This is a genomic window from Arcobacter peruensis, assembly GCF_003711085.1.
Taxonomy (GTDB): Bacteria; Campylobacterota; Campylobacteria; order Campylobacterales; family Arcobacteraceae; genus Poseidonibacter; species Poseidonibacter parvus.
Window position 1 is genome coordinate 146,793 of the sequence record NZ_CP032363.1, and the last position, 24,385, is coordinate 171,177.

Below are 24,385 nucleotides of genomic sequence, written 5' to 3' on the forward strand. Positions count from 1 at the left end.
CTATATTTTAAAATAATCTCTAATATATTCATATCCTGAATACATTGTTAAAACAACAGCTAACCATAAAAGTTCTGTTGCAAATGGCCAATTCATAATTAAAAAACCTATTGCAATCATCTGAATTACGGTTTTTATTTTTCCAGCCATTGTTGAAGCTACATTTTTGCCTTCACTTACAGCTACTACTCTAAGTCCAGTGATAAAAAACTCACGTGAGAGTATTAAAAATACTGCCCATGCACTTGCTCTATCAATCACCATAAGTCCTAAGAAACCAGCAAGAACTAGCATTTTATCAGCAAGTGGATCTAAAATACCACCTAGCTTTGTCATTTGATTCCAAGACCTTGCAATATAGCCATCAAAAAAATCAGTAACAGATGCAATAACAAATATTAAACCAGTGAAGTAATCAAACCAAGAAGGATGCCATGAAGCGAAAATAGTATTATCTCTATCTATAAAAAACCATAGCATTAGCGGAGCTAATGCTATTCTAAATAAAGCTAGAGCATTTGGAAGGTTAAGAGCTTTTTCTTTCATTATCTGAAAGTTGTTCCACCATCAACAACTAAAGTTTGAGATGTAATCCAAGAAGCTTCTTCTGTACATAAGAAGTAACACGATTGCGCTAAATCTTTTGGTTGACCAATTCTTTTTAAAGCTGATAAATCAATTGTTTTTTGTTTAACTTCTTCATAGTTTGTAAAGGCTTTTAGTGCATCAGTGTCAATTGGACCACCAGATACTGCATTTACTCTAATATTCATTTCACCTAACTCTGTAGCTGCATATCTTACCATTGCTTCTACTGCTGCTTTATTTGTTCCATGTCCTGAATAGTTTGGAATATATACTAAGTTACCAGTTGAAGATAAAGAAACAATTGCTCCACCGCCTACTTTTTCCATTCTTTTTGCAGCTTGTTGTGAACCACATACAAATGCATTAACCGTAGCAGTATAAATATTATTTAAACCTCTTGGTTTTAATTTCATAAACTTACCATAACCACCAACAACAGCACGTCCATAAATCATTGCATTTGAGATAAAGAAATCAACTCTATCAAAATCTTTGTCAATTTCTAAAAATAATTCTTTATATTTTTCTGGCTCTAAAATATTAAAAGGATATGCTTTACATTTTACACCATATTTTTCTTCTACATCTTTACAAATGTCTTCAGCAAATTGTTGGTTTGAATTATATGTAAATGCTACATTAACACCATTTTGTGCAAATTTATAAACACACTCTTTACCGATACCTTTTGTACCACCAGAAATTACTAAAGTTTTATTTTTCATAGATTCGCTCATTATTTTATTACCTCATATTGTTTTAATGTTGTTTCAAGTAGTTTCATTGTTTCTGCACTTGGAGCAGTTAAAGGAAGTCTGTATTCTAAAGTATCAAGTAAACCAGCTAAATACATTGCTGCTTTAATTGGTATTGGGTTACTTTCACAAAATAATACTGAGTTTAGAGCATATAAATCTTCATTTATTTGTCTTGCTTCTTCTAAATTTCCTTCTTGTACTGCATGTACTAATCTAGATTTTAGATTTGGAAGTAAATTAGCTGTAACAGAAATAATACCTTTACAACCATTAACTAACATAGGAAAATCAATTGCATCATCCCCTGAAACAATTACTAAGTCACTTCTTTGTGATAATAATTCTATTGTTCTATCTAGTGATCCTGTTGCTTCTTTAGTTGCATAAATATTAGGAATATCGTCAAATAGTCTAATAGTTGTATCAGCTGTTAAGTCAACACCAGTTCTTCCTGGTACATTATAAAGCATAAATGGAATTTCTACAGAACTTGCAATTGCTTTGTAGTGTTGATATAAACCTTCTTGCATTGGTTTATTATAATATGGTGTTACAGATAATAATCCATCTGCTCCAACAGCTTGTGCATGTTTTGCAATTTCTACTGCTTCATGAGTTGCATTTGAACCCGCTCCTGCTATTACTTTTACATGTGTATTTTTACAAGTAGCAACTGCAACTTCAATACATGCTTTATGCTCTGCATGTGAAAGTGTAGCACTCTCACCAGTAGTTCCAACTGGAACAACAGCATCAATACCTTGTGCAATCTGTCTTTTGATTAAAGACTCATATTTTTCTAAATCAACTTTTCCATCTTTAAATGGGGTAATTAGTGCGGTCATCGCACCTGTAATAATTTCCATATCTATCCTTTTTTTACTACTAAATCTTCTAGTTCTAATTTTATATTTCTGTTTTTTCTATTATTTTTTCTTTTTAGGCTTTAAAATAACAGTAGTTGAATTATCTTTTGTAAAGTATTTATTTGCAATTTTAATTAAATCTTTTTTAGTTAATTTTGCAATTTTTTCTTCATAATTTAAAAGAGGTTTAATATTACCTCTTACAAAATATGAACCATAAAGTGATGAAACTGATGATGAACTTTCAAGTGAGAATATAAAATCAGCTTTTGTATTGATTTTTATTTTCTCAATATCTTTTTTAGATATTTCACCTTTTTTAACTTCATCAATTATGCTTAAGATTTCTTTTTCAATATCTTTAGCTTTAACACCTTCATTTGCTACTGCCATAAACATAAATAAACCAGGATCTTTAAGCTCTAAGTTATATGCATAAACAGAGTTTACTAATCTTTTTTCATCTATTAATCTTTTTTGTAAGATTGAGCTTTTCCCTGAAGAGAAAAATTCACTAAGTGCAGAAAGGGCAGCTTGATCTTTGTGCTCAAAATTAGGAATATGATAAGTAATAGCTAACATTTCAACTGCTGAGTCTTTTAAAATAGAAACTCTTTTAGCCCCATCTTGTTTTGGTTCAACTGTATGAAGTTTTGATGGTATTTCTTTTTTATTTTTAATATCTTTAAAATATTTCTTTGATGATGCAAATACTTCTTCTTTATCTATATCACCTGCAACTACAATAATTGCATTTTTTGGTTGATAATAAGTACTATGAAAATCTCTAATATCATCAATACTCCAATTTCTAATATCACTCATAAAACCAATTGGTGTCCAATGGTATGGATGGTAAATGTAAGCATTGTTAAATAATCTAAATTGTAAATATCCCATAGGGTTATTATCTGTTCTCCAACGTCTCTCTTCTGCTACTACATCACGCTCTGGCTGAAACTCTTCATCTTTTAATGTAAGGTTTTCCATTAAATCTGCGAATAAATCTAATGATTTATCCATATTTTTAGATGCAGATTTGATGTAATAATGAGTAAAATCAAAACCTGTTGAAGCATTATTAACTCCTCCAAATCCTTTTACAATTTCATCAAATTCCCCTGATTTAAGATTCTTAGTTGATTTAAAGTTTAAGTGTTCAAGCATATGTGCAATTCCACTTTTTCCCATTTTTTCATCTCTACTACCAACTTTATAATATATATCAGTTGATACTACATTTGAGCCATTTTTCATTGGAATGGCAACTATTTGTAAGCCATTTTCTAATGTCTTAGTATAATATTTTGGTAAGCTATTAGCCATTAATTCTCCTGTTATAATGAATAATGAAACAAGAAAAAATAAAAGTGTTTTTTTAGTTTTTGTTGATTTAATTAAATTCATTTTGATATTTCCTATTTTAAATCAGCCCCAATAGCTTCTTGAATATTTGCATATCCATCTTTAGCTATTAGTTCTAATAATTCTTCATTTATTTTTCGTACCATTGAAGGCCCTTCAAAAATTAAACCTGAGTATGATTGAACAAGAGAAGCTCCTGCTTTAATTCTTGCGTATGCTTGTTCTCCTGTTGCTATTCCACCAACTGAGATTAATACTGTTTTTCCATATAACTCTTTAGCAATTTCTTTAAATATTGCATAAGATTTATCCGTTAAACAAGCTCCACTTAATCCTCCAAAGTCTTTACAGCCTGGAACTAAATCATAGTCAATCGTAGTGTTTGTAGCGATTATTCCAGCAGCACCAGCATTTATAGCACTTTTACAAAGTTCTATTGCTTGAGCAGCTTCCATATCTGGAGCAATTTTTAGTAAAATTGGTTTTTTTGTATACTCTTTTGCCATTTCAAATAATTCAGTAATAAACTTTTCATTTTGTAAATCTCTTAAATTTGGAGTATTTGGGCTAGAAATATTAATTACTAAATAATCACTTGTTTCCTCGAATTTTTTAATAAGCATTTTATAATCGCTTAATGCAAACTCTTCAGGCGTTAATTTATTTTTCCCAATATTTACACCAACTGGAATAGATGCTGGATAAACTTCTTTTAAATTCTTAAGTACCTTATGTGCACCTTCATTGTTAAATCCCATCGCATTTTGAACACTTTTTGCTTCTGGATATCTAAACATTCTTGGCTTTGGGTTTCCATCTTGTGGCTTTGGAGTCATCGTACCAATTTCAGTAAATCCAAATCCTAAAGAAGGCATAGCTTTTACCATAGTTGCATTTTTATCAAAACCTGCTGCTAAGCCAACTGGGTTTGTAAATGTAACTCCAAAAATCTCTTGTGAAAGTTTTGAATTATTTATAAAGTTCTTTTTCTTCATAGGATTTTTGATAAGTTTACATTTACCAACTATTCTTAATCCACATTCAGCGATGTTATGAGCTGTTTCTGGTTCGAATTTAAATAAAACTTTTTTAATTGTGTTATAGCTAAACAAGTATGTACCTTTTTTAAATTTTAGATATTTTATCTAAAAATCGTTAAATATAAGTTTTAATGAAAGTTTTAAGTTTGATTAGATGAAAAATAAGCCCAAAATAGGCTTATTTAAAGGCTTACATATTTGCTAAATTATATAATCTTTTATATTCTTCGCAAGTTTTTAATAAATTATCTTCAGTATCCATACAAACAATTTCACCATCTTTAAATACAGCAATTTTTGTAGCATTTTTAATTGTACTTAATCTATGTGCAATGATAAAAGTAATTTTATCAACACTTACTTCATCAATTACTTGAGAAATTATTGATTCACTTTCATTATCAAGTGCTGATGTTGCTTCATCAAGTATAAGAATTTGAGGGTTTTTATATAAAGCTCTTGCAATTGCAATTCTTTGTCTTTGACCTCCAGATAAATTTGTACCAAATTCATCTAGTGTTGTATTTATACCTTGTGGCATTTTTTGTATAAAATCATAAGCATGAGCTTGTTTTAATACTTCAATAACTCTTTTCTCATCAATATCATAACCATAAGCTATATTTGCAGAAATTGTGTCATTGAAGATATAAACTCTTTGTGTTACGATTGAAATATTTTCTCTTAAAGATTTTATATCAAGGTCATTTAATAATTCATCATTAAGTTTTACTTCACCTTTTGAGGTATCGTAAAATCTAATTATTAGATTTATAAGAGAAGATTTTCCACCACCACTATCTCCAACAAGTGCAATTGTTTCACCTTTTTTTGCTTCAAGGTTTATATTTGAAAGAGCTGTAAAATCATCATATTTTAAAAATACATCTTTAAAAGAAATTGATTTTATTTCTTCTGGAAATTGTGTATTTCCTGAAAGAATTGTTGGACTTTGATTTAGCATTTCATTTATTCTATGATTTGCTGCTAAGGCATCTTGCATTTTATTGTAAAGTGATGATAATCTTTTAATTGGAGAATAAAGCATAAAAAGTGCTGCTATAAAAGAACTAAAAACACCAGTTGTAAGCTCACCACTTATAACTTTTGAACCACCTACTAAAATAACTGCTGCAAAAGCAAGTGAGCCAATCATTTCCATTAAAGGAGAAGTTAACTCATTTGTTTTAACTGCTTTCATATTATATTTGAAGAAGTTTTTATTATGAATTGAAAATTTATTACTTTCAATTTTTTCAGTTGAATTTGCTTTTATGATTTCAATATTGTTAAATGATTCACTTAATGATGTTGTAATATCTGCATTTGTTTCTTGTGATTTAAATGAAAGTTTTTTCATTCTTTTTGCTAATTTTGATAAAGGGTAAATTGCTAGTGGAAGAACAATTAATCCATAAAATGCAAGTTCTGGTGAATGATAAATTACAAGACCAACAAGTCCAAAGATAGTTAAAACTTCTCTTATGAATTCAGCTATGTAGTTTGATACCGCACTTTGAATTCTATTTATATCATTTATGATTCTACTTACAAGTTCTCCTCCATGTTTTTTTTGGAAGAAGTTCATATCTAAAGTTAAAACATGAGCAAATAGTCTATCTCTTACAATTCTAGTAATATCTTGACCTATAAAAGAAATATAATAAGCTTGTATATATCTTCCAAAACCTTTTGCTGTATATAATAAAATTACAAAAATAGGCATCATATATAACATATCTTCATCTTTATTTATAAAAATATCATCTAGTAAAGGTTGTATCGCATAAGCAGTTCCAGATGTAGCACCTGCAACTAAAATAATTCCTATAAAAGCGTAGAAAAATTGTAATTTATAGTTTTTATAAAAGGGGGTATATTGTTTGAAAAATTCTTTCATCTAAATCCTAGTAATATTTATTAAAGAAGCGATTATAGCTAAATTGTAATTAATTACTAAGATTAGAGTTATTTATCTTTTAAACATAAGTATAAACTTTTGGAATCCAAAAGCTTTAATTGTAAGAAAAAATAATATAAATCCGCTAAGTGTACTTGCAAAGGCAAGTCCTGCTGCACCGTAAGGTTGTATTAAAATTAGTGAAAATACAATATTCCATCCAAGAGAATAAACAGATATCTTAGCAGCTAAAAATTGTTGTTCTTTTGCATATAACCAAAGCGAGAAAATCTTTCCTATTCCAAAAGGAATAAGTCCTATTAAATACATAGCTAAAATAAGTGCAGTATTTGTTGTGTCATTTGCAGTAAAAGCTCCTCTTTCAAAAAGAAGGGAGATAATAAATTCATTAAAGAAAATTCCAATAAATGTAGAAATAGATAAAAGAGCAAATAAAATAAGTGAAGATTTTTTCATTAAACTCAAGGCTTTATCTTCATCTTTATTTTTTATACTTCGTGCAATCATTGGAAATAGTGCAATTGAAGTAGCAATTGCAAAAAGTGCAAGAGGCAGTTGAAAAACTCTATTTCCATAATAAAGGTATGAAATAGAACCTGTCATTAAAAATGATGCTAACCAAGTATCTAAAAAAGCTGATATATGAGTTGTTGAAGAACCAACTGTTGCAGACATAAAGTTTTTATAAAACTTGTTTTCCTCTTTTTTCTTATGCTTTTTAAAGTGAAATATTTTACATAAGTTAAGTCTTTTTATCGCGTATAAATGAACTAGTATTTGTAAAATTCCACCTGCTAATACCCCATAAGATAAATAAAATGTAATCTCATACTTTTCCATATTTTGAGAAATTAAAAGACCTGAAATCATTGTAAGATTAAGTAGGGCAGTTGAGTATGCAGTTGTTGCAAAATGATGTTTATATTGTAAAAGTGCAGCCATAAAAGTTACAACGAAAATCATAGGTAAATAGTAAAAGTTTATTGCAAATAGGGGAGCTGCTAATTGTATAGTTTCTTCATCAAAACCAATTGCAATTGCTTTTGCTACAAGTGAAGAGAACATTGTAACTAACAATGAAAGTATAATTAAAAATCCAAATAGCTGTAAAAATACAACAGAAGAAAATCTAATTTTGTGATTTGATTTTGCATAAGCTGGTATAAAAGCTTGCGTAAAAGCACCTTCTGCGAATATTCTTCTAAAAAGATTTGGTAACTTAAAAGCTACAAAGAAAATATCTGAATAAATATTTGCTCCTAATATTGAAGCTGTTAATAAATCTCTTATAAATCCTAAAATTCTAGAAGTTAATATTCCTGTACTATTTGTAAAAATTGATTTTAAAAGCATTAATTGCTAACTTTATAATCAGATTTACTGTGTATTAAAATTTGAGGATTACCTCTGTATGTTCCTATATGTGCATTTTTAAAACTTATAAATGAACCATTCTTAGGTAAATCTTTTTTGTTTTTTGCATATAATTTTATAGTTTTTCCTTTTGAATTTTTAATATATAGTTTTCTGTTTTTTACTTTTCCACTTAAGTTAAATGCCACTTCATTTTGATATTTAGTTTTTAAAATATCTTTTTTACTAGCATCTAAAAGTAAATCTTTATATCTAGAATATTTTCCTTTTTCATCTAAAATTGAAAAAGACTCTACTTCTTTTAATCCATTATAATCAATAATCTCGTTTATTTGTAAAGTATAAGAATGGCCAAGTTTTAAATCTCTTGCATGATTATAAATATAAATTGCTCGTTTATTTCTTTGTTTGATTATTGCGCCATTTTTTGTTTTGTAAATTACAATTGCTCTTTTAATCATTGCTGGTTCTGATAATTCCATTCTTTCATATAAATCTGAAATATCATTTAATTCTTTTTTTCTACTTTTTTTAATCTCTTTTATTGGATTAGTTTTCTCTTTAGATGTAGAAAATTTTGCATAAATTGGTAGATGATCTGAATATCCAGCTCCTACATGAACTTTATTATATTTTGAACCTTTCATTTGCCATCTTAAAACTTTGTGATTTCTATATAGATAATCTGGTTTAAAAACTTTAAATGAATTATGAATATATGAAATATTTTTTGTATCAAGTAGAGCAGGTGATACAATAATGTTATCTGGAGTATTACTTCTTGTTCTATATTTATTTGAAAACCTTTGATTTGATGGTAAATCTAACCAAAGATTAAAATGTACATCTCTTTTTATTTTTAAAACATCATCATACGTTACATATCTATTTTTGATAGTTGTATTTAAAACCTGATTAATTCCTGTAATACCTTGTGTATTATTTAGTTTACTATTATGTTTAAAAGATCTCATTTCATCATAGTTTGAATTAAAATCTCCTAGAAGAATATAGTCATAATCTCTTGGAAGTTTATATAATCTATCTTTTAATTTTTTTGCAAATTTAACTCTATAGCTTTCAGCAACTCTTTTTGAAGGCCAGTGATTGTTAAAAACTTTAAATTCATTATTATCTAAAACAAAAGTTGTCTCTAAAATAGGTCTAAATATTTTATTTGTAAACTTTACATCTATACGTCTGTTATCTTTAATTTGTATTTTGGATAAAAATCCAATACCAACTGAAGATCTTGGGTATTTTGCAAATGATGAGTATTTGTATTGTGGTAGTCTTTTTAATAAAAGTTGAATAATACTTCTATTCTCAATTTCTTGAAGTCCAATTATATCCGCATCTATTTCTTTTATTACTTTTACAGCATTATTGATTTTTATATTGAAGTTTCTTTGATTCCAATTTGAAGAAGTATTTGGAATAAACTCTTTGTATTCACTATTTTGTTTTTTTAAGTCAAATAAGTTTTCGGCATTATATGAAGCTATCGTAAAATCTTTTGCATAAATACATAGTGCAAAAATTGATAGTAGAAGTATTTTAATCAAGGATATCTCCGGTAATTTTTTCTTATATTACCAAAGATATCCTTTTTTTAATTACTTTTTAGAATTTAATCTTGATTGATACTCTTGAGGATGCTTACATACAGGACACATTTTTAGTGCTTTTTTACCTCTATGAACATGTCCACATACTTCACAAATCCACTCTTCTTCCTCTTCACTTTCATGCTCTGCACCAGTTTCAAGTCTTTTAAGTAGCATTCTATACATATTTTCATGCTCAATTTCAATTTTACCAATTCCTGCAAGAATTCTTGCAACTTCTTTATGTCCTTCTTCTTTTGCAATAGCTGCAAAATCAGGGTACATTGTTACATTTTCATAAGATTCACCCTCAATTGCATATTTAAGGTTTTCAACAGTATCTCCAAACTCTTTGCCTATTGTCATTTCATTGTACATTTTAAGCTCAAGTTTTGCATGCATTTTTTCATTATTAGCAGCTCTTTGGAAATGTTCAGCAATATCTCTGTAACCTTCTTTTTGTGCAATTTTTGCAAAATATTCATACTTGTTTCTAGCCATTGATTCACCAGCAAATGCTTTCATTAAATTAACCGCAGTTAAATTTTCTGTAATCATTTCCATTTCATCGCCACAGCATGTAAGTTTCCCTCCACCAACGTTTTGAACTTCTACTTCATTACCACATTTGTTACATCTATATGTTTCGTACTGTTTCATTATTACTTCCTCTTATGTTTTTGATAAAGTAATTTTAGTCCTATTCGTATAAAATTACTCTTAAATTATCCTACTGTTACATCTTTATTTCTCTTTTTGAAATATTCTTTTTCAACTGCACATAAAGGACAAGCTTTAGGTGGTTTTTTCCCTCTGTGAACGTGACCACATACTTCACAAACCCATTCTTCATCTTTATCATCAGATTCTAAGAAACCTTCTTTTATTAATTCTTCTTTTAATTCTAAATATTCTCTTTCATGCTCAACTTCAACTTTTCCAATACCTTTAAACATTCTAGCAATTTCTTTTAAACCTTCTTCTTTTGCAATTGCTTCAAAGTTTGGATACATTTCTTCATGCTCGTATTTTTCACCGTCTGCTGCATATTGAATATTATTTGCAGTTGAATCTAATTCAACATTATTAACTAGTTTATTATAAGCTTTTAATTCTGCAATAGCATGGTACTTTTCATTCTCAGCTGCTTCTTTAAAGAATCTAGCAATTCTATGTAAACCTTCTTCAAATGCAATTTCGCCAAAGAACTCATATTTATTTCTAGCTTGAGATTCACCTGCAAAGGCTTTCATTAAATTAACTGCAGTTAAGTTTTCTGTAATCATTTCCATTTCAGTTCCACAGCAAGATAATTTTGCTTGTTCATTTGCTTCTTGCACTTCTACTTCACATCCACATGTGTTACATTTATATGTTTGATATTGTTTCATTTTAAATTCCTTGATAAATTTTATTTATGGAAAATTTTTTTCCGTTGAAGAAAGTATAATATAATTAAACTTAAAGGAAAATTATTTTCCTTTAATAAAATATATGTTATAATTCTTCAAATTTAAAAAAATATGTGAATGAATATAAATATTATAAAATTTCACGAAAGGATAAGATATGACAAACTATACAGTTTTATTAAAAGAATATAATCTAAAAGTTACACCTCAAAGAGTTGCTATTGTAGAAGAGCTTTATATGAATGGACATATGAATATTGATGAACTTTACCAAAAATTACTTGCAAAGTTCCCTTCAATTTCTCTTGCTACTATATACAAGAATGTTAATGCAATGATTGAAAAGGTTTTTCTTTCAGAAGTAAAACTTCCAAATACTAAGTCAGTTTTTGAATTAGTTAAAAATGAACATGCTCATTTAGTATGTTCATTATGCGGAAATATTGAAGATATTACATTAAATGTACAAAGTGTACTAGATGAAGTAGCTACAATTAGCAAGTTCGAGATTGACTCTACAAATTTAGTTTTAAGTGGACTTTGTCCTAACTGTAAACACTAATTATACAACAAAATAGTCTAGTTTTAAGCTAGACTATTTTGTACTACAAGAGCTAAAATCACCATTAATGCAATTCCTGCAGATTTATTATAAAGTTTATTAGCAGTTATAAATACTAACATAAGTGATGCTATAAATGCAGCTGCAATATCAAAGAAATTAGCACTTAGATCTACGTTAAGTGGATTTATTAAAGATGATACTCCTAAAACCATTGTAAAGTTTGCAACGTTTGATCCAATAATATTACCAATTGCTAAATCAGTGTTATTATTCATTGCTGATTTAATAGAAATTGTAAGTTCAGGTAAAGATGTTCCAAAAGCAATTAAGAATAATCCAATAACCCACTCAGAAATACCAAAATCTCTTGCAATATTAGAAGCTGAATCAATTGCAAAATCAGCACCAACTACTACAAATATAAATCCAATTACTAATAATCCTGCAGTTTTTCCCCAAGCAAATTTTTCTTTTGCTAATTCTTCATCAATTTCTTCCATTGAATTGCTTGAAATTAAGAACATTAAATATCCAGCCATTAAAGCTAAAAATAAAATACCATCAACAAAGTTTATTTTTCCATCTATACCCATTAAAATAAATGCTAAAATTGGGAAAAGAGACCATGCTGAATCTTTTGCAAATAAATCTCTTTTAGGACTAACTTTTTTTGCAATTAAAAATACAACTCCTAAAACTAGTGAAATATTAAAAATTGTACTTCCAATTACATTTGCAACTGCAATATCTCCACTTCCTTTTACTGTAGCCGACATTGAAACTGCCATTTCAGGTAATGAAGTCCCAAGAGCTACCAGTGTTGCACCTATAACAAAACTTGAGATATTATAATGAAGTGCTATTTTTTCACTTTGTTCAATGATGTAATCAGCACCATAAATAAGTGCTGCCATTGAAACTATAAATATTAAAATGTCCATTTTATGAATTCCTTACTATTAAACTATTTGGTAAATTAAATTGATTGATTAACTCTTCTTCTTTTAATCTATGCTCACCATTATCAACTTCATGATCAAACCCTAGAAGATGTAAAAGACCATGAATAAATAAAAGTATAAACTCTTCTTCTTGTGAGTGCTTGTACTCTTTTGCTTTTTCTTCAACATAATCAAGTGATATAACAATTGAACCCAAAGGCATATTTGGCATATCAAACTCTAGAGGAAATGATAAAACATCTGTTGCTTTATCTATATTTCTATGTTCATTATTTAGCTCTTGAATCTCATCATTATGTACAATTATAAGCTCAATATCTTTATTTGTAAGTGTTTTAGTAATATCTTCAAGTTTTGATATAGGAGCTATAAATGAAGTGTTATTTTCAATATCAATCATTTTTTCCCTTTAATTTCGCGATTATATCAAAGTTTTATATATTACAAGGTTAATTCTATGTTAGAATAAATCAAAATTAATTTTAAGGACTTAATATGGGTTTAGAAATTGGAACAGAAGATAAAATAGAATTTAAAGTAAAACAATCAGATTTAGCAAGTAATTTAAAGATATCAGAACATGATGGTTTTCCAGATGTATTTGCAACTGCAAGAATGGTAGCACTTATGGAATGTTCAGCTGCAAAGATTTTAATTCCTTTTTTACAAGAAGGTGAATTGTCAGTTGGTGTTGGTGTAAATATTACTCATTTAGCACCAACACTTGAAGGTGATACTGCTGTCTCAACTGCAAAGTTTGATGGTATGGAAGGAAAGCTTTATAAGTTTACAATTGAAGTTGTTGATTCTGCTGGAAAAATTGGAACAGGAACACACACTCGTGCAATTGTTTCAACACAAAGATTGATGGATGGCGCTAAAAAAAGAGTGGCTAAGTAAAATTTAAAAAATATAAAGAATTTAAATGATAGAACTATTTTAAAATAGTTCTATCATTTTAGATACTTCATCTACAGGGAACTCTTTTAGACTTAGTTTTAATTTAGTTTTTTGAGCAATTACAGCTTTTTTAATACCTTGTGCTTGTGCTTCTTTTAATCTCATATCAATTGAATAAACATCTTTAATTTCACCTGTTAGTGAAACTTCTCCAATAAATACAGACTCTTTAGAAATAGGTCTATCTCTAAATGATGAAATAATAGCAGCAACCACTGCTAAATCTGCAGAACTTTCTTTAATTTTTATTCCACCTGAAATATTTATAAATACATCATAGTTATTAAGTGGTAAATCAATTTTCTTTTCAAGTAGTGCTAAAAGCATATTTAATCTATTTGCATCAAAACCAGTTGCGCTTCTTTTTGGATTTGGATAAGTACTTTCTGTTACAAGAGCTTGAACTTCAAGTATTAAAGCACGACTTCCTTCCATTGAAATAGTTAATGCTGAACCACTTTGTGCTTTTGATTTATCAAAGAATTTTGAAGCAATGTCTTTAGCAGATATTAAACCCTCAGCTGTCATTTCAAAAATTCCAATTTCTGATGTTGAACCAAATCTATTTTTGAAACCTCGAAGCATTCTTAATTCTTTACTTGATTCACCTTCAAAATATAAAACAGTATCAACCATATGCTCTAAAACTCTTGGACCTGCTATACTTCCATCTTTTGTGATATGTCCTATTATAAACATTGCAATATTTGATTCTTTTGCTTTTCTCATAAGCTCAAAAGTAATCTCTCTAACTTGAGAAACACTTCCTGGTGCACTTGTAAGATTTGAAGAGTAAATTGTTTGAATAGAATCAATAATCACAACTTCATAATCAACTCTTAATAGTTCATCTTGAATTTCTTCTAATTTTATTTCACTTAATAAATATACATCATCATGGTTTGCATCAAGTCTATTTGCACGAAGTTTAATTTGTCCAGCACTTTCTTCCCCTGAAACATATAATACTTTTTTACCACTACTTGCAATTGAGCCTGCAACTTTTAAAAGCAAAGTTGATTTTCCAACACCTGGGCTTCCTCCAATTAAAGTAAGACTTCCAGGAACTATTCCTCCACCTAGTACTAGGTCAAACTCATCATTATTTGATGAGAATCTTATTACATCATCTTGTTTGATTTGTGTTATAGGTGTTGCTTTTGTTTGCGTGTTTATTACTTTTGAAGTTTGTTTAAGTACTTCTTGTTGGTCATGGTTTAACTCAATAAATGAATCCCAAGAACCACAACTTGGACATTTTCCAAGCCATTTTGTAGACTGTTCTCCGCATGATTGACATTCAAATAGTGATGTTTTTTTCTTAGCCATTAATTAACCTTTTATTCTTTTATATTTGAATTATAGTATAAAAATAATTACTACATTTAAAATATTACAAATTGAAATAAATTTCTTTATTTTTAATTATGCTAAAATACAAAGAATAAAGGAATTATTTAATGGGTAAATACATTAGTTTTGGTGAAACTGTTGATGAATATGACTTTAAAGTTATAAATGAAAATGATGCACGAGCGAGTGCTGGAATTATGTTCTTATTAGGAATTCTTAGTCTTTTTTCAGTTTTTTTAATTAATAATTTATTTTGGGTGGAACTTTTCTCAATTACATTTATTATTGAGTTTGTTATTAGAGTATTTATAAATCCAAAATACGCTCCTTATATGATATTAGCTTCTTTAATTGTTTCAAATCAAAAAGAAAACTGGGTTGAAGCTAAACCTAAAAAATTTGCATGGATTCTTGGAGTACTTCTTGGTTTTATAATGGCTTTTTTTATTGTTTTTGATTTTATGTCTCCTATTAGATTACTTATATGTGTTCTTTGTTTAGTACTACTTTTTTTAGAGTCTGCTTTTGGAATATGTCTTGGGTGCTTGCTTTATAAAAAAATAAATATAAATGTAAACAAATGTGCAGGAGATGTTTGTGAAATTGATGACAGAAAAAAGAAAAAAGATTATAAAAGCAAAATCATTCTTTTATTTTGTTTTACAATCTTATTTTCATCAATTTATTTTTACTTAAATAATTATAAATATAAAGTATCAAAAGAGACTATGTTAGATATTAAAGCTTCAAAACCAATCAAAGATGATTGTCAAGCTCCACAATGGGCAATAGATATGGGACATGAACAAATGTGGAAAAGTCATAATTGTAAATGAAAAATATTAAGCTATTTGTAGATGGAAGTTGTAATCCACAAGAAAAGATAGGATTTGGTGCCTATGTTTTAATAGATGATGAAAACTATGATTTAGAGTATTTAAAATCAAAAGTAATTCTTCAAAGATTTGAAAATACATCATCAACAAAATTAGAAATTCAAACTTTTCTTTGGGCTTTAGAAGATATTGATATAAAAGAAGGTGTTATTAAAATATTTACTGATTGCCAAAATATTATAGGACTTCCTAAAAGGAAAGAGAAGCTGAAAGGTTTAAATTATCATTCTAGTTCAGGAAAAATTTTAAATAATAGCCAGCTTTATAAAAAGTTTTTTGAACTTACCCAAAAATATAATTGTGAGTTTATAAAAGTAGAAGGTCACAAAAAAAATAGTTTAAAAAATGATATTGATAATATTTTTAATATTGTTGATAAAGCTTCACGTTCTGCTTTAAGAGGAGATAAAACTATATAGTTTTATCTCTAGTGTTGTACTTTCATTCTAAAATATCTTGGAAACTTATCTTTTATAGACGGATTTATGTCTAATGGAAATATCTCTAATACTGATGATTTTATTGAATTAAAATGATTCCTATCACCTTTTATAAAAGTAAGCTGCTCATATTTGCCATTTTTTAAAATAGTTACTCTAATCTCTAGAGGATTAAATCTATTTATCGTCTCTTTTTTAATATTATTTGAAATATTTGCATAAATCTTTTGTTCAATAGCTTTATAAAAAGATTCTACTGTATCTAAACTAGTAATGTTTGTTGCTTCTTTTTTTATTATAGGTTCATTAAAAGTTTTTAGAATGTTTTTTGTTTCTTCACTTTTATCTTCTTTACTTTCTTGAATATTCTCTTTTATATTTTCTTTAGACTTTTCGTCTTTTTTTATTTCTTTTTCAATAATCTTTTCTGTAGTATTATCTACATTATTTTCTTTTACTGTACTTTTTTCTATTAGTACTGTTTCACTTTTAGGTTTTGCTGTATTTGTTTCTGATGAAAAAAAGAAAGAATATAAACCATATAAAATTCCAATAACTACTAGTATAATTAATGTATCTTCAAAAAATGATTTGCCTCTATGGTTCATAATTATCCTTTTAAATAATATAAAATATTTTTATTTGTTAGAAGTTTAGCATCTTTTCTATAAGGTAAAATAAAATTAGAAAATATAACTTAAACTTACTCCTCCCCAGTTTTCTCTTGTACTATTTTCATTTGTAAAAATAAATTTTGAAGTTTTAAAATTAAAAGATAAGATAAATGCATCAAAAAATGTGTCTACAGAAATCAATTGAGTAAAAGTATCTTTTATTTTTTCTAATTCATAAGATTTATCATAGTCATTTATATAGAAATAATCAGTGTAGGTATATCCTAATCCATAAGATATAGACCAAGCAAAATTATCATTTCTTTTCTCATCTATATTTAAAAGTTTATCACTATTTGAACCTATTAATCTACCTAAAGTATTAAAGTTATTTGGATAATTATCTCCATATCTTATCATTGAACTAATCATTACAGCACGATTATAGTTACCTATATCTATTCTTGCATTACTTGTTAAATCCATTTTTCCATAATCAAACTTATTTTCAAAATTTTTATACCCAAATGAGTATGCAAAGTTATATAAAAAATTATCCTTTAACTGATTGTCCCAGCCTTTTGGTTTTGTATTTCCTGTAATGTTATGATAGGCTTTTTGAAACTGAGCGGTTTTTGTACTAGGACCTACCATTCCTAGTGTTAACATATAATTATGAAATAGTTTTTCATTCCATTTAAAAAGAGAAAAATCTAAAGTAATAACACCTGCATAAGGAACATCTTTAACTATTTTATCTCTTCTTTCTAAGTCATCTGGTGTAAAAGCTAGTTGTGAGTAAGTAAGACCAAGAGATTGATGCTTTGTATTATTTGTTAAAGTTGGTATTAAAGTGAGGTATTCAAAAAGTTTATTATCATATTTATCTAAATCATTTGTATCTTTGTTACTTAAATACATAAAAGAAGTACCATTTGTATAGTGCTTATCTTTTCCATCAACTACGTCATTTTCTAAATTTATTGAGAAAACTTCAGCTGATAAATTTATTGTAAATAAGAAAGAAAAGAGTAAAAGAAATAATTTCATATTTATCCTTTTTGTAGTAATATTCTAAATTATATAATAAAAGAATTAGGAAAATATTAAATGATTATTTATATACACGGTTTTGGAAGTGCAGGTTTTGGATCTAAAGCTCAAAAGTTTTTAGAATATTTTGAAGATGAAATTATCACACCATCTTTACCAACTATCCCAAATTTAGCCATTTCAACTTTAGAACAGATTATTGAAGCTTTTTTGCACAGAGATGAAAAGGTATCTTTAATAGGCTCTTCTTTAGGCGGTTTTTATGCTTTATATTTAGCAAATAAATATAATTTAAAAGCAGTATTAATAAATCCTAGTGTTTATCCTTGGATTACTTTAGAAAGCTATAGACAAGATGAAAATGAATTGGCTACGAATTATTATGATAATTCAAAATTTGAGTTTAATTATTCTCATTCTCAATCTCTATTAAATTTTGAAGTAAAAGAAATAAAAAAGCCTAAAAACTTTTTAACACTTCTACAAATGGAAGATGAAGTTCTAGATTATACGCAAGCTGAAGAAAAGTTGTTTGAAACTAATTTAGAAATAGAAGAGGGCGGAAATCATTCTTTTGATGGAATTGAAAGATATTTTAGAAAAGTAGATAGCTTTTTAAATTTATAATATTAATAAAAACAAAAGGTTTTAATCTCTTGTTTTATTAGTTTTTTTCTTCTGTATAAATCTCGTCAAGTAAAGAATCAACAAATTCATCTGGACTAAACTTTATTAAATCATCTTGTTTTTCACCAACTCCTACGAAAAATATTGGTAATTCCAATTGATTTGAAATAGAAAACAATGCTCCACCTTTAGCAGTTCCATCAAGTTTCGTAACTATAATTCCATCAATACCAACCATTTCATTAAAGGCTCGTGCTTGAGCAATTGCAGTGTTTCCTTGAGTTCCATCTAAAATCATTAGTTTTTGATGTGGTGCATTTTCTTGTGCCTTTGAACAAACTTTTACAATTTTAATAAGTTCATTATTAAGGTTTTTTTGTGTTTGTAATCTTCCTGCTGTATCAATTATAACATTATCAATATCTTTTGCAATTGCTGATGAAATTGTATCATATGCAACTGCAGAAGAGTCATGACCTTGTTTTGTTTTGATAATTGGCACATCAAGTTTAGAAGCCCAAGTTGAAAGTTGCTCAATCGCTGCAGCTCTGAATGTATCACCAGCTCCTAAAATTACACTCTGACCTTCTTTTTTAGCTTTATTTGCTAGTTTTGCTATAGTTGTAGTTTTGCCAGCTCCATTTACACCAATGATAAGTCTTACAAAAGGTTTTGGTAAGTTATTTAAATCAACATCAGGTGCATGTTCAAATAGCATTACAAGTCTATGTCTTAATTGTTTTCTTGTAATTTCATCAGGTAATCCATCCATTGCTTTTTCGATGATTTCATATTCCATATCAGCTTCAATTAGCATTTCTTCAATATCATCAAAATCGATTTTTTCTTTTTTAGTTGGAACTACGGTTTTGATACTTGCAAAAGTTTTTTCTAAGGCTCTTGAAAAGAAGCCTTTATTTTCGTTAGTTTCTTCTTTTGAATCTAAGGCTTTTTCAATTTCTTCAACTTTTTCAATTTCTTCAACTTTTTCAATTTCTTGAACCTCTTGAATTTCCTCTTTTATTTCAGAAACTTTTTCTAAGCTTTCTTCTTTAGGGAATTCTTCTTTTATCTCAAGTTCAACTTTTGGTTCTTCTTTTTTCTTTTTAAAAAAACTAAACATTAAATACCTTTATTTCTCAAGAACTTTTTTGATATCAATTTCCATCATTTCTACAGGTACTATTCCTACATATTTTTGGAAGATAGTTGATTTCTTATCTATCATATACATAGTTGGAATTGATTTGATTTCACCCAAAGCTGTTGATAAAGCAAAATTTTCTTCACTATTTGTAACTTGGTAATTAATATTGTATTTACTAATAAATTCTTTTATATCTTCATTTGTTTTACCTTGTTCTAGTAAAATTGATACAACTTTAAAATCATTTGCATATTTATTTTGTAAATCAATTAAATTTGGAATTTCAGCTTTACAAGGTGGACACCATGTCGCAAAAAAGTTTAGAAGAATGATTTTTTCAGGATAATCTTTGAAAATAATCTTATCTTTATCTATTTCAACATTTAAATCTAAATTATCTGTTGTTTTTAATACAAAGTTGGTTCTTTTTACTTCTTCCTTTTCTATTGTCGTCTTATTAACTTCGTCGCTATCAGTTTTTGAATTACATCCAGTAAAAATAAAAATTGATAATATTGACAAAAATGCTAATGTTTTAAACTGCATTTTAATTCCTTTAGGTAAAATTATTTGTTGGGTAGGAATTTTACCCAAGTGAGGCTTAAAAATGGAATTAAATCACAAAAGTGATTTTAGAAAATCGTGTATAAAAAGATTAAAGTTTACAAGTGTCACTTCAAAGTATTATAAAGACAAAATAATCTTAAAGAAATTAGAAAATTTTATAAATAAAAACAAAGCACAAAATATTTTATTGTATATACCATTAGGTATTGAGGTTGATGTTCAAGCATTAATTAACAAATTAAGAAAAATAAAAAATAAAAATGTTTATGTTCCATATATGGAAGGTGACAGTTTTAAGATAGTTAAATATAGATTACCTTTACAAAAAAAGAAGTTTGGAATAAAAGAACCAAATAACTCTTTTTTTAAAGCAGATAAGATTGATTTAGCCATAGTACCTATTGTGGGAGTAGATGCTATTGGTAAAAGAATTGGCTTTGGTAAAGGAATGTATGACAGATTTTTTGATAGATTATCTTATAAACCAACACTTGTTTTTACGCAATTAATACTTTGTAAAAGTGATAAAATTTTATCTGAAAGCTACGATATTCAAGCAGATTATATAATAACTAATTAAGGTTTTGAATATGGAATATATTATTGGATGTATAGCAGTTGCAATTATTAGTGCATTGCTAAGTATTATTGTTGTTAGGAAAATAGATAAAGCTAAATTTCAAGTATTTATTGAACAAGCTAAGGCAAAAGCAAAAGTAATTGAGCATGAAGCTGAAGTTTCTTTAAAAGATTCTCAATTAAAAGCAAAAATTGAGTGTGATAAAGAGTTCAAAAATGCAAGAAGAGATTATGACACAATGCTTGCAAAAATTGAAAAGAAAGAGCGAGAACTAAACGAACATCTTGAATCAGAATTAAAAATAATTAAATCTGAAAAAGAAGAAATTGTTGAAAAAAATAAAAAAATAACAACAATTAAAGAGGGTTTAGAAGCTCAAAAAAGAACTTATGAAACTAAAACTTTAGAAGCAATTAAAATTTTAGAAAACGCATGTGGTTTAACAGTTGATGAAGCAAAAGAGTTAATGCTTGAAAAAGTAAAAGAAGACTCTAGAGCACAAATTGCTTCAATTTTTAGAAAAAAATATAAACTTGCAGAGGCAAACACAAAAAATGAAATAAATAATATGCTTTCTCATGCAGTTACTAGATATGCAGGCGAGTTTGCAGCTGAAAGATTAATTAATAATTTACCAATTAGTGATGATGAAACAAAGGGTAAGATTATTGGTAAAGAAGGGCGAAATATTAAAGCTCTTGAAATGTTATTAGGTGTTGATATTATTATTGATGATACTCCTAATACTATTACTATTTCTTCATTTAACCTTTATAGAAGGGCAATTGCTACAAAAACTATAAAAGATTTATTAGAAGATGGAAGAATTCAACCTGCTAGAATTGAAGAGATTTATAATAAAGTTAAAATTGAGTTTGATAAAAATATATTAAAAGAGGGTGAAGATGTAATTCATGAGCTTGGTATAAAAACAATGCATCCTGAACTTGTTAAATTAGTTGGTCGTCTAAGATATAGAGCCTCTTATGGACAAAATGCGCTTGCTCATACTTTAGAAGTATCTCATTTAGCTGGATTATTAGCTGCACAAATGGGTGGAGATGCAATTTTAGCAAGACGTGCTGGATTATTACATGATATTGGTAAAGCATTAACGCATGATATGCCAGGTTCACATGTAGATTTAGGAGCTGAGATTTGTAGAAGATATGATGAGCCTGATACTGTAATAAATGGTATTTATGCACATCATGGACATGAAGAGCCTATAAATGTAGAAAGTGCTGCTGTTTGTGCTGCTGATGCATTAAGTGCTGCAAGACCAGGTGCAAGAAGAGAAGTTCTAGAAAGTTTCTTAAAAAGAGTAGAAGAGGTTGAAAATATTTCAACTTCAAAAACAGGAGTATTAAATGCTTATGCAATTAATGCAGGTCGAGAAGTTAGAGTTATAGTAAAAGCTGATTTAGTAAATGATGATGAAGCTGTTATTTTAGCTACTGAAATTGCCAAAGAAATTGAAGAAAAAGTTCAATATCCAGGTGAAATAAAAGTAAATGTAATTAGAGAATTAAGAGCTCAATCTTACGCAAGATAAGCTTTAAAAAAGAAAGAATATAAAAGATAAATGAAAATAAATACACCAACAACAAAAATTATTGCAGGAAAATATAAAGGTAAAACAATTGCTTTACCTTCATTAGAAGTTACAAGATCATCAAAATCAAGACTTAAAGAATCACTTTTTAATGTTTTACAATTTGATATAATTGATAAAGTGTTTGTAGAATCTTTCGCAGGTTCTGGTTCAATTGGTCTTGAAGCAGTTTCAAGAGATGCTAAAAGAGCATATTTTGTAGAATTAGATAGAAATTCTTACAATATTTTAGTTAAAAATTGTAAAGCAATTGAAATGAATAAATGTGAAACTATGCTAGGTGATACATTTGTTCAAACTCCAGCAATTTTAGAGTCTTTAAAAAATTCTAATGATGAAATTATATTATATGTTGATCCACCTTTTGATTATAGAGAAGGAATGGATGAGATATATACAAAATCATTTAAAATGATTGAAGAAATTGAAAATGAAAATATTTTCATGATTATTATAGAGCATGTTTCAACTTTAGAAATTCCAAATACTCTTGGTAAATTTTCTTTGAAGAAAACTAAAAAATTTGGAAAAAGTTCACTTTCATATTATTTTTATTCATAGGTAGAAAAAATGTATAAATTTGCAGTATATTTATTAGTTTCATTAATTGTATTGGTTTTTGTATTGCCATTTTTTTACACTGTATCTCCTTATGAATTAAATCCTTTAAAAATATTAACAAGTCCATCTTTTGAACATTTATTTGGAACAGATAGACTTGGTCGAGATAATTTAGCAAGAATTTTAGAAGGTGGACAAACTTCACTTATTATTGGGTTTTTAGCTGCTAGTATCTCTTCTTTGATTGGTTTATTTATTGGAATAAATGCTGGATATTTTAAAGGTAATATTGATAAAACAATTACAATTATGATTGATTTATTTTTAACTTTTCCTACTTTCTTTTTACTTTTAGCCTTGGTTTCATATATTCAAGCTTCATCTGTAATTTTAATTATTGTAATCTCAATTACTGGTTGGATGGGAATGGCAAGACTAATCAGAAGTGAAAGCTTTGCAATAGGAAATAAACCATATATAAAAATATTAAAACTATCAAATGTTTCAACTATGAAAATAATTTTTAAATATTTTGCACCTTTATTAGCTCCAATTTTTTTAATATCTTTTACTTTTGGAGTAGGTGGTTCAATCTTAGCTGAATCTGGACTTTCTTTTTTAGGTTTAGGAATAAATCCACCTCAAATGTCTTGGGGTTCTCTTTTAAGTGATGGAAAAAGTGTTATTGATATTGCGTGGTGGGTTAGTTTCTTTCCTGGTTTGATGATATTTCTGGTTACTTTTTGTCTTATTCAAATTTCTGATTTCTTACAAGGTAAATTTAATACAAAAGAGATACAAAGTACTTAGTATTAATTTCTTTTTATTATGTTATTATAAATAAAAAATAACAAGGAATTTTATCATGTCATATCTTTTTAAAACACTTCTTATATCATTGTCTTTACTCTTTTTTACTGCTTGTTCTTCAAAAAATGAAGTTAAAATAAATGAACAAATGAAATCTTTTTCTTTATATAAAAATGTTGTAGTTTTATCTGCTCCTAAAACTGTACCTAGTCCTTTTTCTCTCAATTTAGGTTTAGGTGGAAGTTTATCTAGACATGTAGGTGTTAATGTAGGAACTGTTTTAAGACCTGATATTTTAAATGATGAAGCCTTAAATTTAGAAAAAAGTATTGCAATTAATAATATATCTTTAGAGAATATTGTAAAAGAAGAATTTTCAAAACAAATGAAAAATGACAGCTATTATAAAAATAAATATGTAGCTTTTGGTGCTGATTATACTGTTCATTTATTTATTCCAAAACTTGTGATTGATTCTTCACTTTTTAGTTCTAATGCAACAATAAAGATTTTTATAGATTTAGAAATATTAAATAAAAATTCTGATGTGATTTATTCAAATTCTGTAGTAAATGATTCTTTTTCATATAATGAAAGTACTTTGCTAAATAATAAAACGATTTTACAAAAAGCTCTTTTTGATTCAGTTGAGAAATCAATTGCTCAACTTATTATTGATATGAAAAGAAGTTAAAACTTCTTTT

The 24,385-nt window shown here is 27.5% G+C and carries 27 protein-coding genes; 10 read left to right on the forward strand and 17 right to left on the reverse strand.

The window, feature by feature from the left end:
* From pgsA to D3Z07_RS00795, 10 genes are all read right to left on the reverse strand, one after another.
* Window positions 1-546 carry a CDP-diacylglycerol--glycerol-3-phosphate 3-phosphatidyltransferase gene (gene pgsA, locus D3Z07_RS00750; RefSeq protein ID WP_122892814.1) on the reverse strand — a complete coding sequence of 182 codons (546 nt, stop codon included), beginning with the start codon at window positions 544-546 and terminating at the stop codon, window positions 1-3.
* Entirely contained in the window at window positions 546-1,325 is a 780-nt protein-coding gene (locus tag D3Z07_RS00755; RefSeq protein ID WP_076087419.1) for an enoyl-ACP reductase, read from the reverse strand. Before D3Z07_RS00755 ends, pgsA begins: the two co-directional genes overlap by 1 nt.
* Window positions 1,325-2,212 carry a 4-hydroxy-tetrahydrodipicolinate synthase gene (dapA, locus tag D3Z07_RS00760; protein ID WP_122892815.1) on the reverse strand — a complete coding sequence of 296 codons (888 nt, stop codon included), beginning with the start codon at window positions 2,210-2,212 and terminating at the stop codon, window positions 1,325-1,327. The genes D3Z07_RS00755 and dapA overlap by 1 nt, the downstream gene beginning before the upstream one ends.
* A gap of 60 nt (window positions 2,213-2,272) precedes the next feature.
* Complete coding sequence (locus D3Z07_RS00765) at window positions 2,273-3,610, reverse strand: M16 family metallopeptidase (RefSeq protein WP_407641342.1); 1,338 nt, start codon at window positions 3,608-3,610, stop codon at window positions 2,273-2,275.
* 20 nt (window positions 3,611-3,630) lie between these two features.
* Complete coding sequence (locus D3Z07_RS00770) at window positions 3,631-4,689, reverse strand: quinone-dependent dihydroorotate dehydrogenase (RefSeq protein WP_122892816.1); 1,059 nt, start codon at window positions 4,687-4,689, stop codon at window positions 3,631-3,633.
* A gap of 118 nt (window positions 4,690-4,807) precedes the next feature.
* Entirely contained in the window at window positions 4,808-6,517 is a 1,710-nt protein-coding gene (locus tag D3Z07_RS00775; protein ID WP_076087411.1) for an ABC transporter ATP-binding protein, read from the reverse strand.
* 72 nt (window positions 6,518-6,589) lie between these two features.
* A complete protein-coding gene (gene murJ, locus D3Z07_RS00780) occupies window positions 6,590-7,891 on the reverse strand; it encodes a murein biosynthesis integral membrane protein MurJ (RefSeq protein ID WP_076087409.1) in 1,302 nt (433 codons plus the stop codon).
* Window positions 7,891-9,477: an endonuclease/exonuclease/phosphatase family protein gene (locus D3Z07_RS00785; RefSeq protein ID WP_122892817.1), complete on the reverse strand. Its 1,587-nt coding sequence runs from the start codon at window positions 9,475-9,477 to the stop codon at window positions 7,891-7,893. Before D3Z07_RS00785 ends, murJ begins: the two co-directional genes overlap by 1 nt.
* A gap of 51 nt (window positions 9,478-9,528) precedes the next feature.
* Window positions 9,529-10,179, reverse strand: coding sequence for a ferritin family protein (locus D3Z07_RS00790; RefSeq protein WP_076087405.1), 651 nt, complete (start codon window positions 10,177-10,179; stop codon window positions 9,529-9,531).
* Window positions 10,180-10,244: 65 nt separating this feature from the next.
* Window positions 10,245-10,910: a ferritin family protein gene (locus D3Z07_RS00795; RefSeq protein ID WP_076087403.1), complete on the reverse strand. Its 666-nt coding sequence runs from the start codon at window positions 10,908-10,910 to the stop codon at window positions 10,245-10,247.
* Window positions 10,911-11,088: 178 nt separating this feature from the next.
* Here D3Z07_RS00795 and D3Z07_RS00800 point away from each other — a divergent pair, with 178 nt between their 5' ends.
* Window positions 11,089-11,493: a Fur family transcriptional regulator gene (locus D3Z07_RS00800; protein WP_076087400.1), complete on the forward strand. Its 405-nt coding sequence runs from the start codon at window positions 11,089-11,091 to the stop codon at window positions 11,491-11,493.
* A gap of 23 nt (window positions 11,494-11,516) precedes the next feature.
* Here the strand turns inward: D3Z07_RS00800 and D3Z07_RS00805 are convergent, their stop codons facing one another.
* Both D3Z07_RS00805 and ybeY read right to left on the reverse strand, forming a co-directional pair.
* Window positions 11,517-12,437, reverse strand: coding sequence for a calcium/sodium antiporter (locus D3Z07_RS00805; RefSeq protein WP_076087398.1), 921 nt, complete (start codon window positions 12,435-12,437; stop codon window positions 11,517-11,519).
* A gap of 1 nt (window position 12,438) precedes the next feature.
* A complete protein-coding gene (gene ybeY, locus D3Z07_RS00810; RefSeq protein ID WP_122892818.1) occupies window positions 12,439-12,858 on the reverse strand; it encodes an rRNA maturation RNase YbeY in 420 nt (139 codons plus the stop codon).
* A 95-nt stretch (window positions 12,859-12,953) separates the two neighbouring features.
* On the opposite strand from ybeY, the gene D3Z07_RS00815 reads away from it, so the two are divergent.
* Complete coding sequence (locus tag D3Z07_RS00815) at window positions 12,954-13,358, forward strand: thioesterase family protein (protein ID WP_122892819.1); 405 nt, start codon at window positions 12,954-12,956, stop codon at window positions 13,356-13,358.
* A 39-nt stretch (window positions 13,359-13,397) separates the two neighbouring features.
* Here the strand turns inward: D3Z07_RS00815 and radA are convergent, their stop codons facing one another.
* Window positions 13,398-14,747, reverse strand: coding sequence for a DNA repair protein RadA (gene radA, locus D3Z07_RS00820; protein ID WP_122892820.1), 1,350 nt, complete (start codon window positions 14,745-14,747; stop codon window positions 13,398-13,400).
* A gap of 131 nt (window positions 14,748-14,878) precedes the next feature.
* On the opposite strand from radA, the gene D3Z07_RS00825 reads away from it, so the two are divergent.
* Together D3Z07_RS00825 and D3Z07_RS00830 are read left to right on the forward strand one after the other, a co-directional pair.
* Window positions 14,879-15,607, forward strand: a complete 729-nt coding sequence (locus D3Z07_RS00825) for a DUF4395 domain-containing protein (RefSeq protein WP_122892821.1) — start codon at window positions 14,879-14,881, stop codon at window positions 15,605-15,607.
* Window positions 15,604-16,086, forward strand: a complete 483-nt coding sequence (locus tag D3Z07_RS00830; RefSeq protein WP_122892822.1) for a ribonuclease HI — start codon at window positions 15,604-15,606, stop codon at window positions 16,084-16,086. The genes D3Z07_RS00825 and D3Z07_RS00830 overlap by 4 nt, the downstream gene beginning before the upstream one ends.
* Before the next feature lie 8 nt (window positions 16,087-16,094).
* Here the strand turns inward: D3Z07_RS00830 and D3Z07_RS00835 are convergent, their stop codons facing one another.
* Window positions 16,095-16,715 (reverse strand): hypothetical protein, encoded by a 621-nt coding sequence (locus tag D3Z07_RS00835; RefSeq protein WP_122892823.1) that lies wholly within the window; start codon window positions 16,713-16,715, stop codon window positions 16,095-16,097.
* 75 nt (window positions 16,716-16,790) lie between these two features.
* Window positions 16,791-17,771: a lipid A deacylase LpxR family protein gene (locus D3Z07_RS00840; RefSeq protein WP_076087381.1), complete on the reverse strand. Its 981-nt coding sequence runs from the start codon at window positions 17,769-17,771 to the stop codon at window positions 16,791-16,793.
* Between the two features lie 60 nt (window positions 17,772-17,831).
* Here D3Z07_RS00840 and D3Z07_RS00845 point away from each other — a divergent pair, with 60 nt between their 5' ends.
* Window positions 17,832-18,401, forward strand: coding sequence for a YqiA/YcfP family alpha/beta fold hydrolase (locus D3Z07_RS00845; protein ID WP_122892824.1), 570 nt, complete (start codon window positions 17,832-17,834; stop codon window positions 18,399-18,401).
* A 37-nt stretch (window positions 18,402-18,438) separates the two neighbouring features.
* On the opposite strand, the gene ftsY is transcribed toward D3Z07_RS00845, so the two are convergent.
* The gene (gene ftsY, locus D3Z07_RS00850) at window positions 18,439-19,524 is read right to left on the reverse strand and encodes a signal recognition particle-docking protein FtsY (protein WP_122892825.1); all 1,086 of its coding nucleotides are present in this window, start codon (window positions 19,522-19,524) and stop codon (window positions 18,439-18,441) included.
* 9 nt (window positions 19,525-19,533) lie between these two features.
* On the reverse strand, window positions 19,534-20,094 hold the full coding sequence (locus D3Z07_RS00855) for a TlpA family protein disulfide reductase (protein ID WP_076087377.1): 561 nt from the start codon (window positions 20,092-20,094) through the stop codon (window positions 19,534-19,536).
* A 61-nt stretch (window positions 20,095-20,155) separates the two neighbouring features.
* Between D3Z07_RS00855 and D3Z07_RS00860 the strand changes: the two genes are divergently transcribed.
* The 5 genes from D3Z07_RS00860 to D3Z07_RS00880 are packed head-to-tail and all read left to right on the forward strand — an operon-like array spanning window position 20,156 to window position 24,375.
* A complete protein-coding gene (locus D3Z07_RS00860) occupies window positions 20,156-20,695 on the forward strand; it encodes a 5-formyltetrahydrofolate cyclo-ligase (protein ID WP_076087375.1) in 540 nt (179 codons plus the stop codon).
* A gap of 10 nt (window positions 20,696-20,705) precedes the next feature.
* Complete coding sequence (gene rny, locus D3Z07_RS00865) at window positions 20,706-22,250, forward strand: ribonuclease Y (protein ID WP_076087373.1); 1,545 nt, start codon at window positions 20,706-20,708, stop codon at window positions 22,248-22,250.
* Window positions 22,251-22,280: 30 nt separating this feature from the next.
* Window positions 22,281-22,871: a 16S rRNA (guanine(966)-N(2))-methyltransferase RsmD gene (rsmD, locus tag D3Z07_RS00870; protein ID WP_076087371.1), complete on the forward strand. Its 591-nt coding sequence runs from the start codon at window positions 22,281-22,283 to the stop codon at window positions 22,869-22,871.
* Between the two features lie 9 nt (window positions 22,872-22,880).
* Complete coding sequence (locus D3Z07_RS00875; protein ID WP_076087369.1) at window positions 22,881-23,681, forward strand: ABC transporter permease; 801 nt, start codon at window positions 22,881-22,883, stop codon at window positions 23,679-23,681.
* A 55-nt stretch (window positions 23,682-23,736) separates the two neighbouring features.
* On the forward strand, window positions 23,737-24,375 hold the full coding sequence (locus tag D3Z07_RS00880; RefSeq protein ID WP_122892826.1) for a hypothetical protein: 639 nt from the start codon (window positions 23,737-23,739) through the stop codon (window positions 24,373-24,375).
* Window positions 24,376-24,385 lie beyond the last annotated feature (10 nt).

What these genes read in the sequence shown, in the direction of transcription:
- D3Z07_RS00775 (WP_076087411.1), bottom strand. Translation starts at nt 6,517, where the DNA reads ATGAAAGAATTTTTCAAACAATATACCCCCTTTTATAAAAACTATAAA.
- D3Z07_RS00840 (WP_076087381.1), bottom strand. Translation starts at nt 17,771, where the DNA reads ATGAAATTATTTCTTTTACTCTTTTCTTTCTTATTTACAATAAATTTA.
- D3Z07_RS00875 (WP_076087369.1), top strand. Translation starts at nt 22,881, where the DNA reads ATGTATAAATTTGCAGTATATTTATTAGTTTCATTAATTGTATTGGTT.
- D3Z07_RS00835 (WP_122892823.1), bottom strand. Translation starts at nt 16,715, where the DNA reads ATGAACCATAGAGGCAAATCATTTTTTGAAGATACATTAATTATACTA.
- D3Z07_RS00825 (WP_122892821.1), top strand. Translation starts at nt 14,879, where the DNA reads ATGGGTAAATACATTAGTTTTGGTGAAACTGTTGATGAATATGACTTT.
- D3Z07_RS00795 (WP_076087403.1), bottom strand. Translation starts at nt 10,910, where the DNA reads ATGAAACAATATCAAACATATAAATGTAACACATGTGGATGTGAAGTA.
- D3Z07_RS00880 (WP_122892826.1), top strand. Translation starts at nt 23,737, where the DNA reads ATGTCATATCTTTTTAAAACACTTCTTATATCATTGTCTTTACTCTTT.
- rsmD (WP_076087371.1), top strand. Translation starts at nt 22,281, where the DNA reads ATGAAAATAAATACACCAACAACAAAAATTATTGCAGGAAAATATAAA.
- murJ (WP_076087409.1), bottom strand. Translation starts at nt 7,891, where the DNA reads ATGCTTTTAAAATCAATTTTTACAAATAGTACAGGAATATTAACTTCT.
- ftsY (WP_122892825.1), bottom strand. Translation starts at nt 19,524, where the DNA reads ATGTTTAGTTTTTTTAAAAAGAAAAAAGAAGAACCAAAAGTTGAACTT.
- D3Z07_RS00790 (WP_076087405.1), bottom strand. Translation starts at nt 10,179, where the DNA reads ATGAAACAGTACGAAACATATAGATGTAACAAATGTGGTAATGAAGTA.
- radA (WP_122892820.1), bottom strand. Translation starts at nt 14,747, where the DNA reads ATGGCTAAGAAAAAAACATCACTATTTGAATGTCAATCATGCGGAGAA.
- D3Z07_RS00855 (WP_076087377.1), bottom strand. Translation starts at nt 20,094, where the DNA reads ATGCAGTTTAAAACATTAGCATTTTTGTCAATATTATCAATTTTTATT.
- D3Z07_RS00805 (WP_076087398.1), bottom strand. Translation starts at nt 12,437, where the DNA reads ATGGACATTTTAATATTTATAGTTTCAATGGCAGCACTTATTTATGGT.
- D3Z07_RS00860 (WP_076087375.1), top strand. Translation starts at nt 20,156, where the DNA reads ATGGAATTAAATCACAAAAGTGATTTTAGAAAATCGTGTATAAAAAGA.
- D3Z07_RS00800 (WP_076087400.1), top strand. Translation starts at nt 11,089, where the DNA reads ATGACAAACTATACAGTTTTATTAAAAGAATATAATCTAAAAGTTACA.
- D3Z07_RS00815 (WP_122892819.1), top strand. Translation starts at nt 12,954, where the DNA reads ATGGGTTTAGAAATTGGAACAGAAGATAAAATAGAATTTAAAGTAAAA.
- D3Z07_RS00830 (WP_122892822.1), top strand. Translation starts at nt 15,604, where the DNA reads ATGAAAAATATTAAGCTATTTGTAGATGGAAGTTGTAATCCACAAGAA.
- pgsA (WP_122892814.1), bottom strand. Translation starts at nt 546, where the DNA reads ATGAAAGAAAAAGCTCTTAACCTTCCAAATGCTCTAGCTTTATTTAGA.
- D3Z07_RS00755 (WP_076087419.1), bottom strand. Translation starts at nt 1,325, where the DNA reads ATGAGCGAATCTATGAAAAATAAAACTTTAGTAATTTCTGGTGGTACA.
- D3Z07_RS00845 (WP_122892824.1), top strand. Translation starts at nt 17,832, where the DNA reads ATGATTATTTATATACACGGTTTTGGAAGTGCAGGTTTTGGATCTAAA.
- rny (WP_076087373.1), top strand. Translation starts at nt 20,706, where the DNA reads ATGGAATATATTATTGGATGTATAGCAGTTGCAATTATTAGTGCATTG.
- ybeY (WP_122892818.1), bottom strand. Translation starts at nt 12,858, where the DNA reads ATGATTGATATTGAAAATAACACTTCATTTATAGCTCCTATATCAAAA.
- dapA (WP_122892815.1), bottom strand. Translation starts at nt 2,212, where the DNA reads ATGGAAATTATTACAGGTGCGATGACCGCACTAATTACCCCATTTAAA.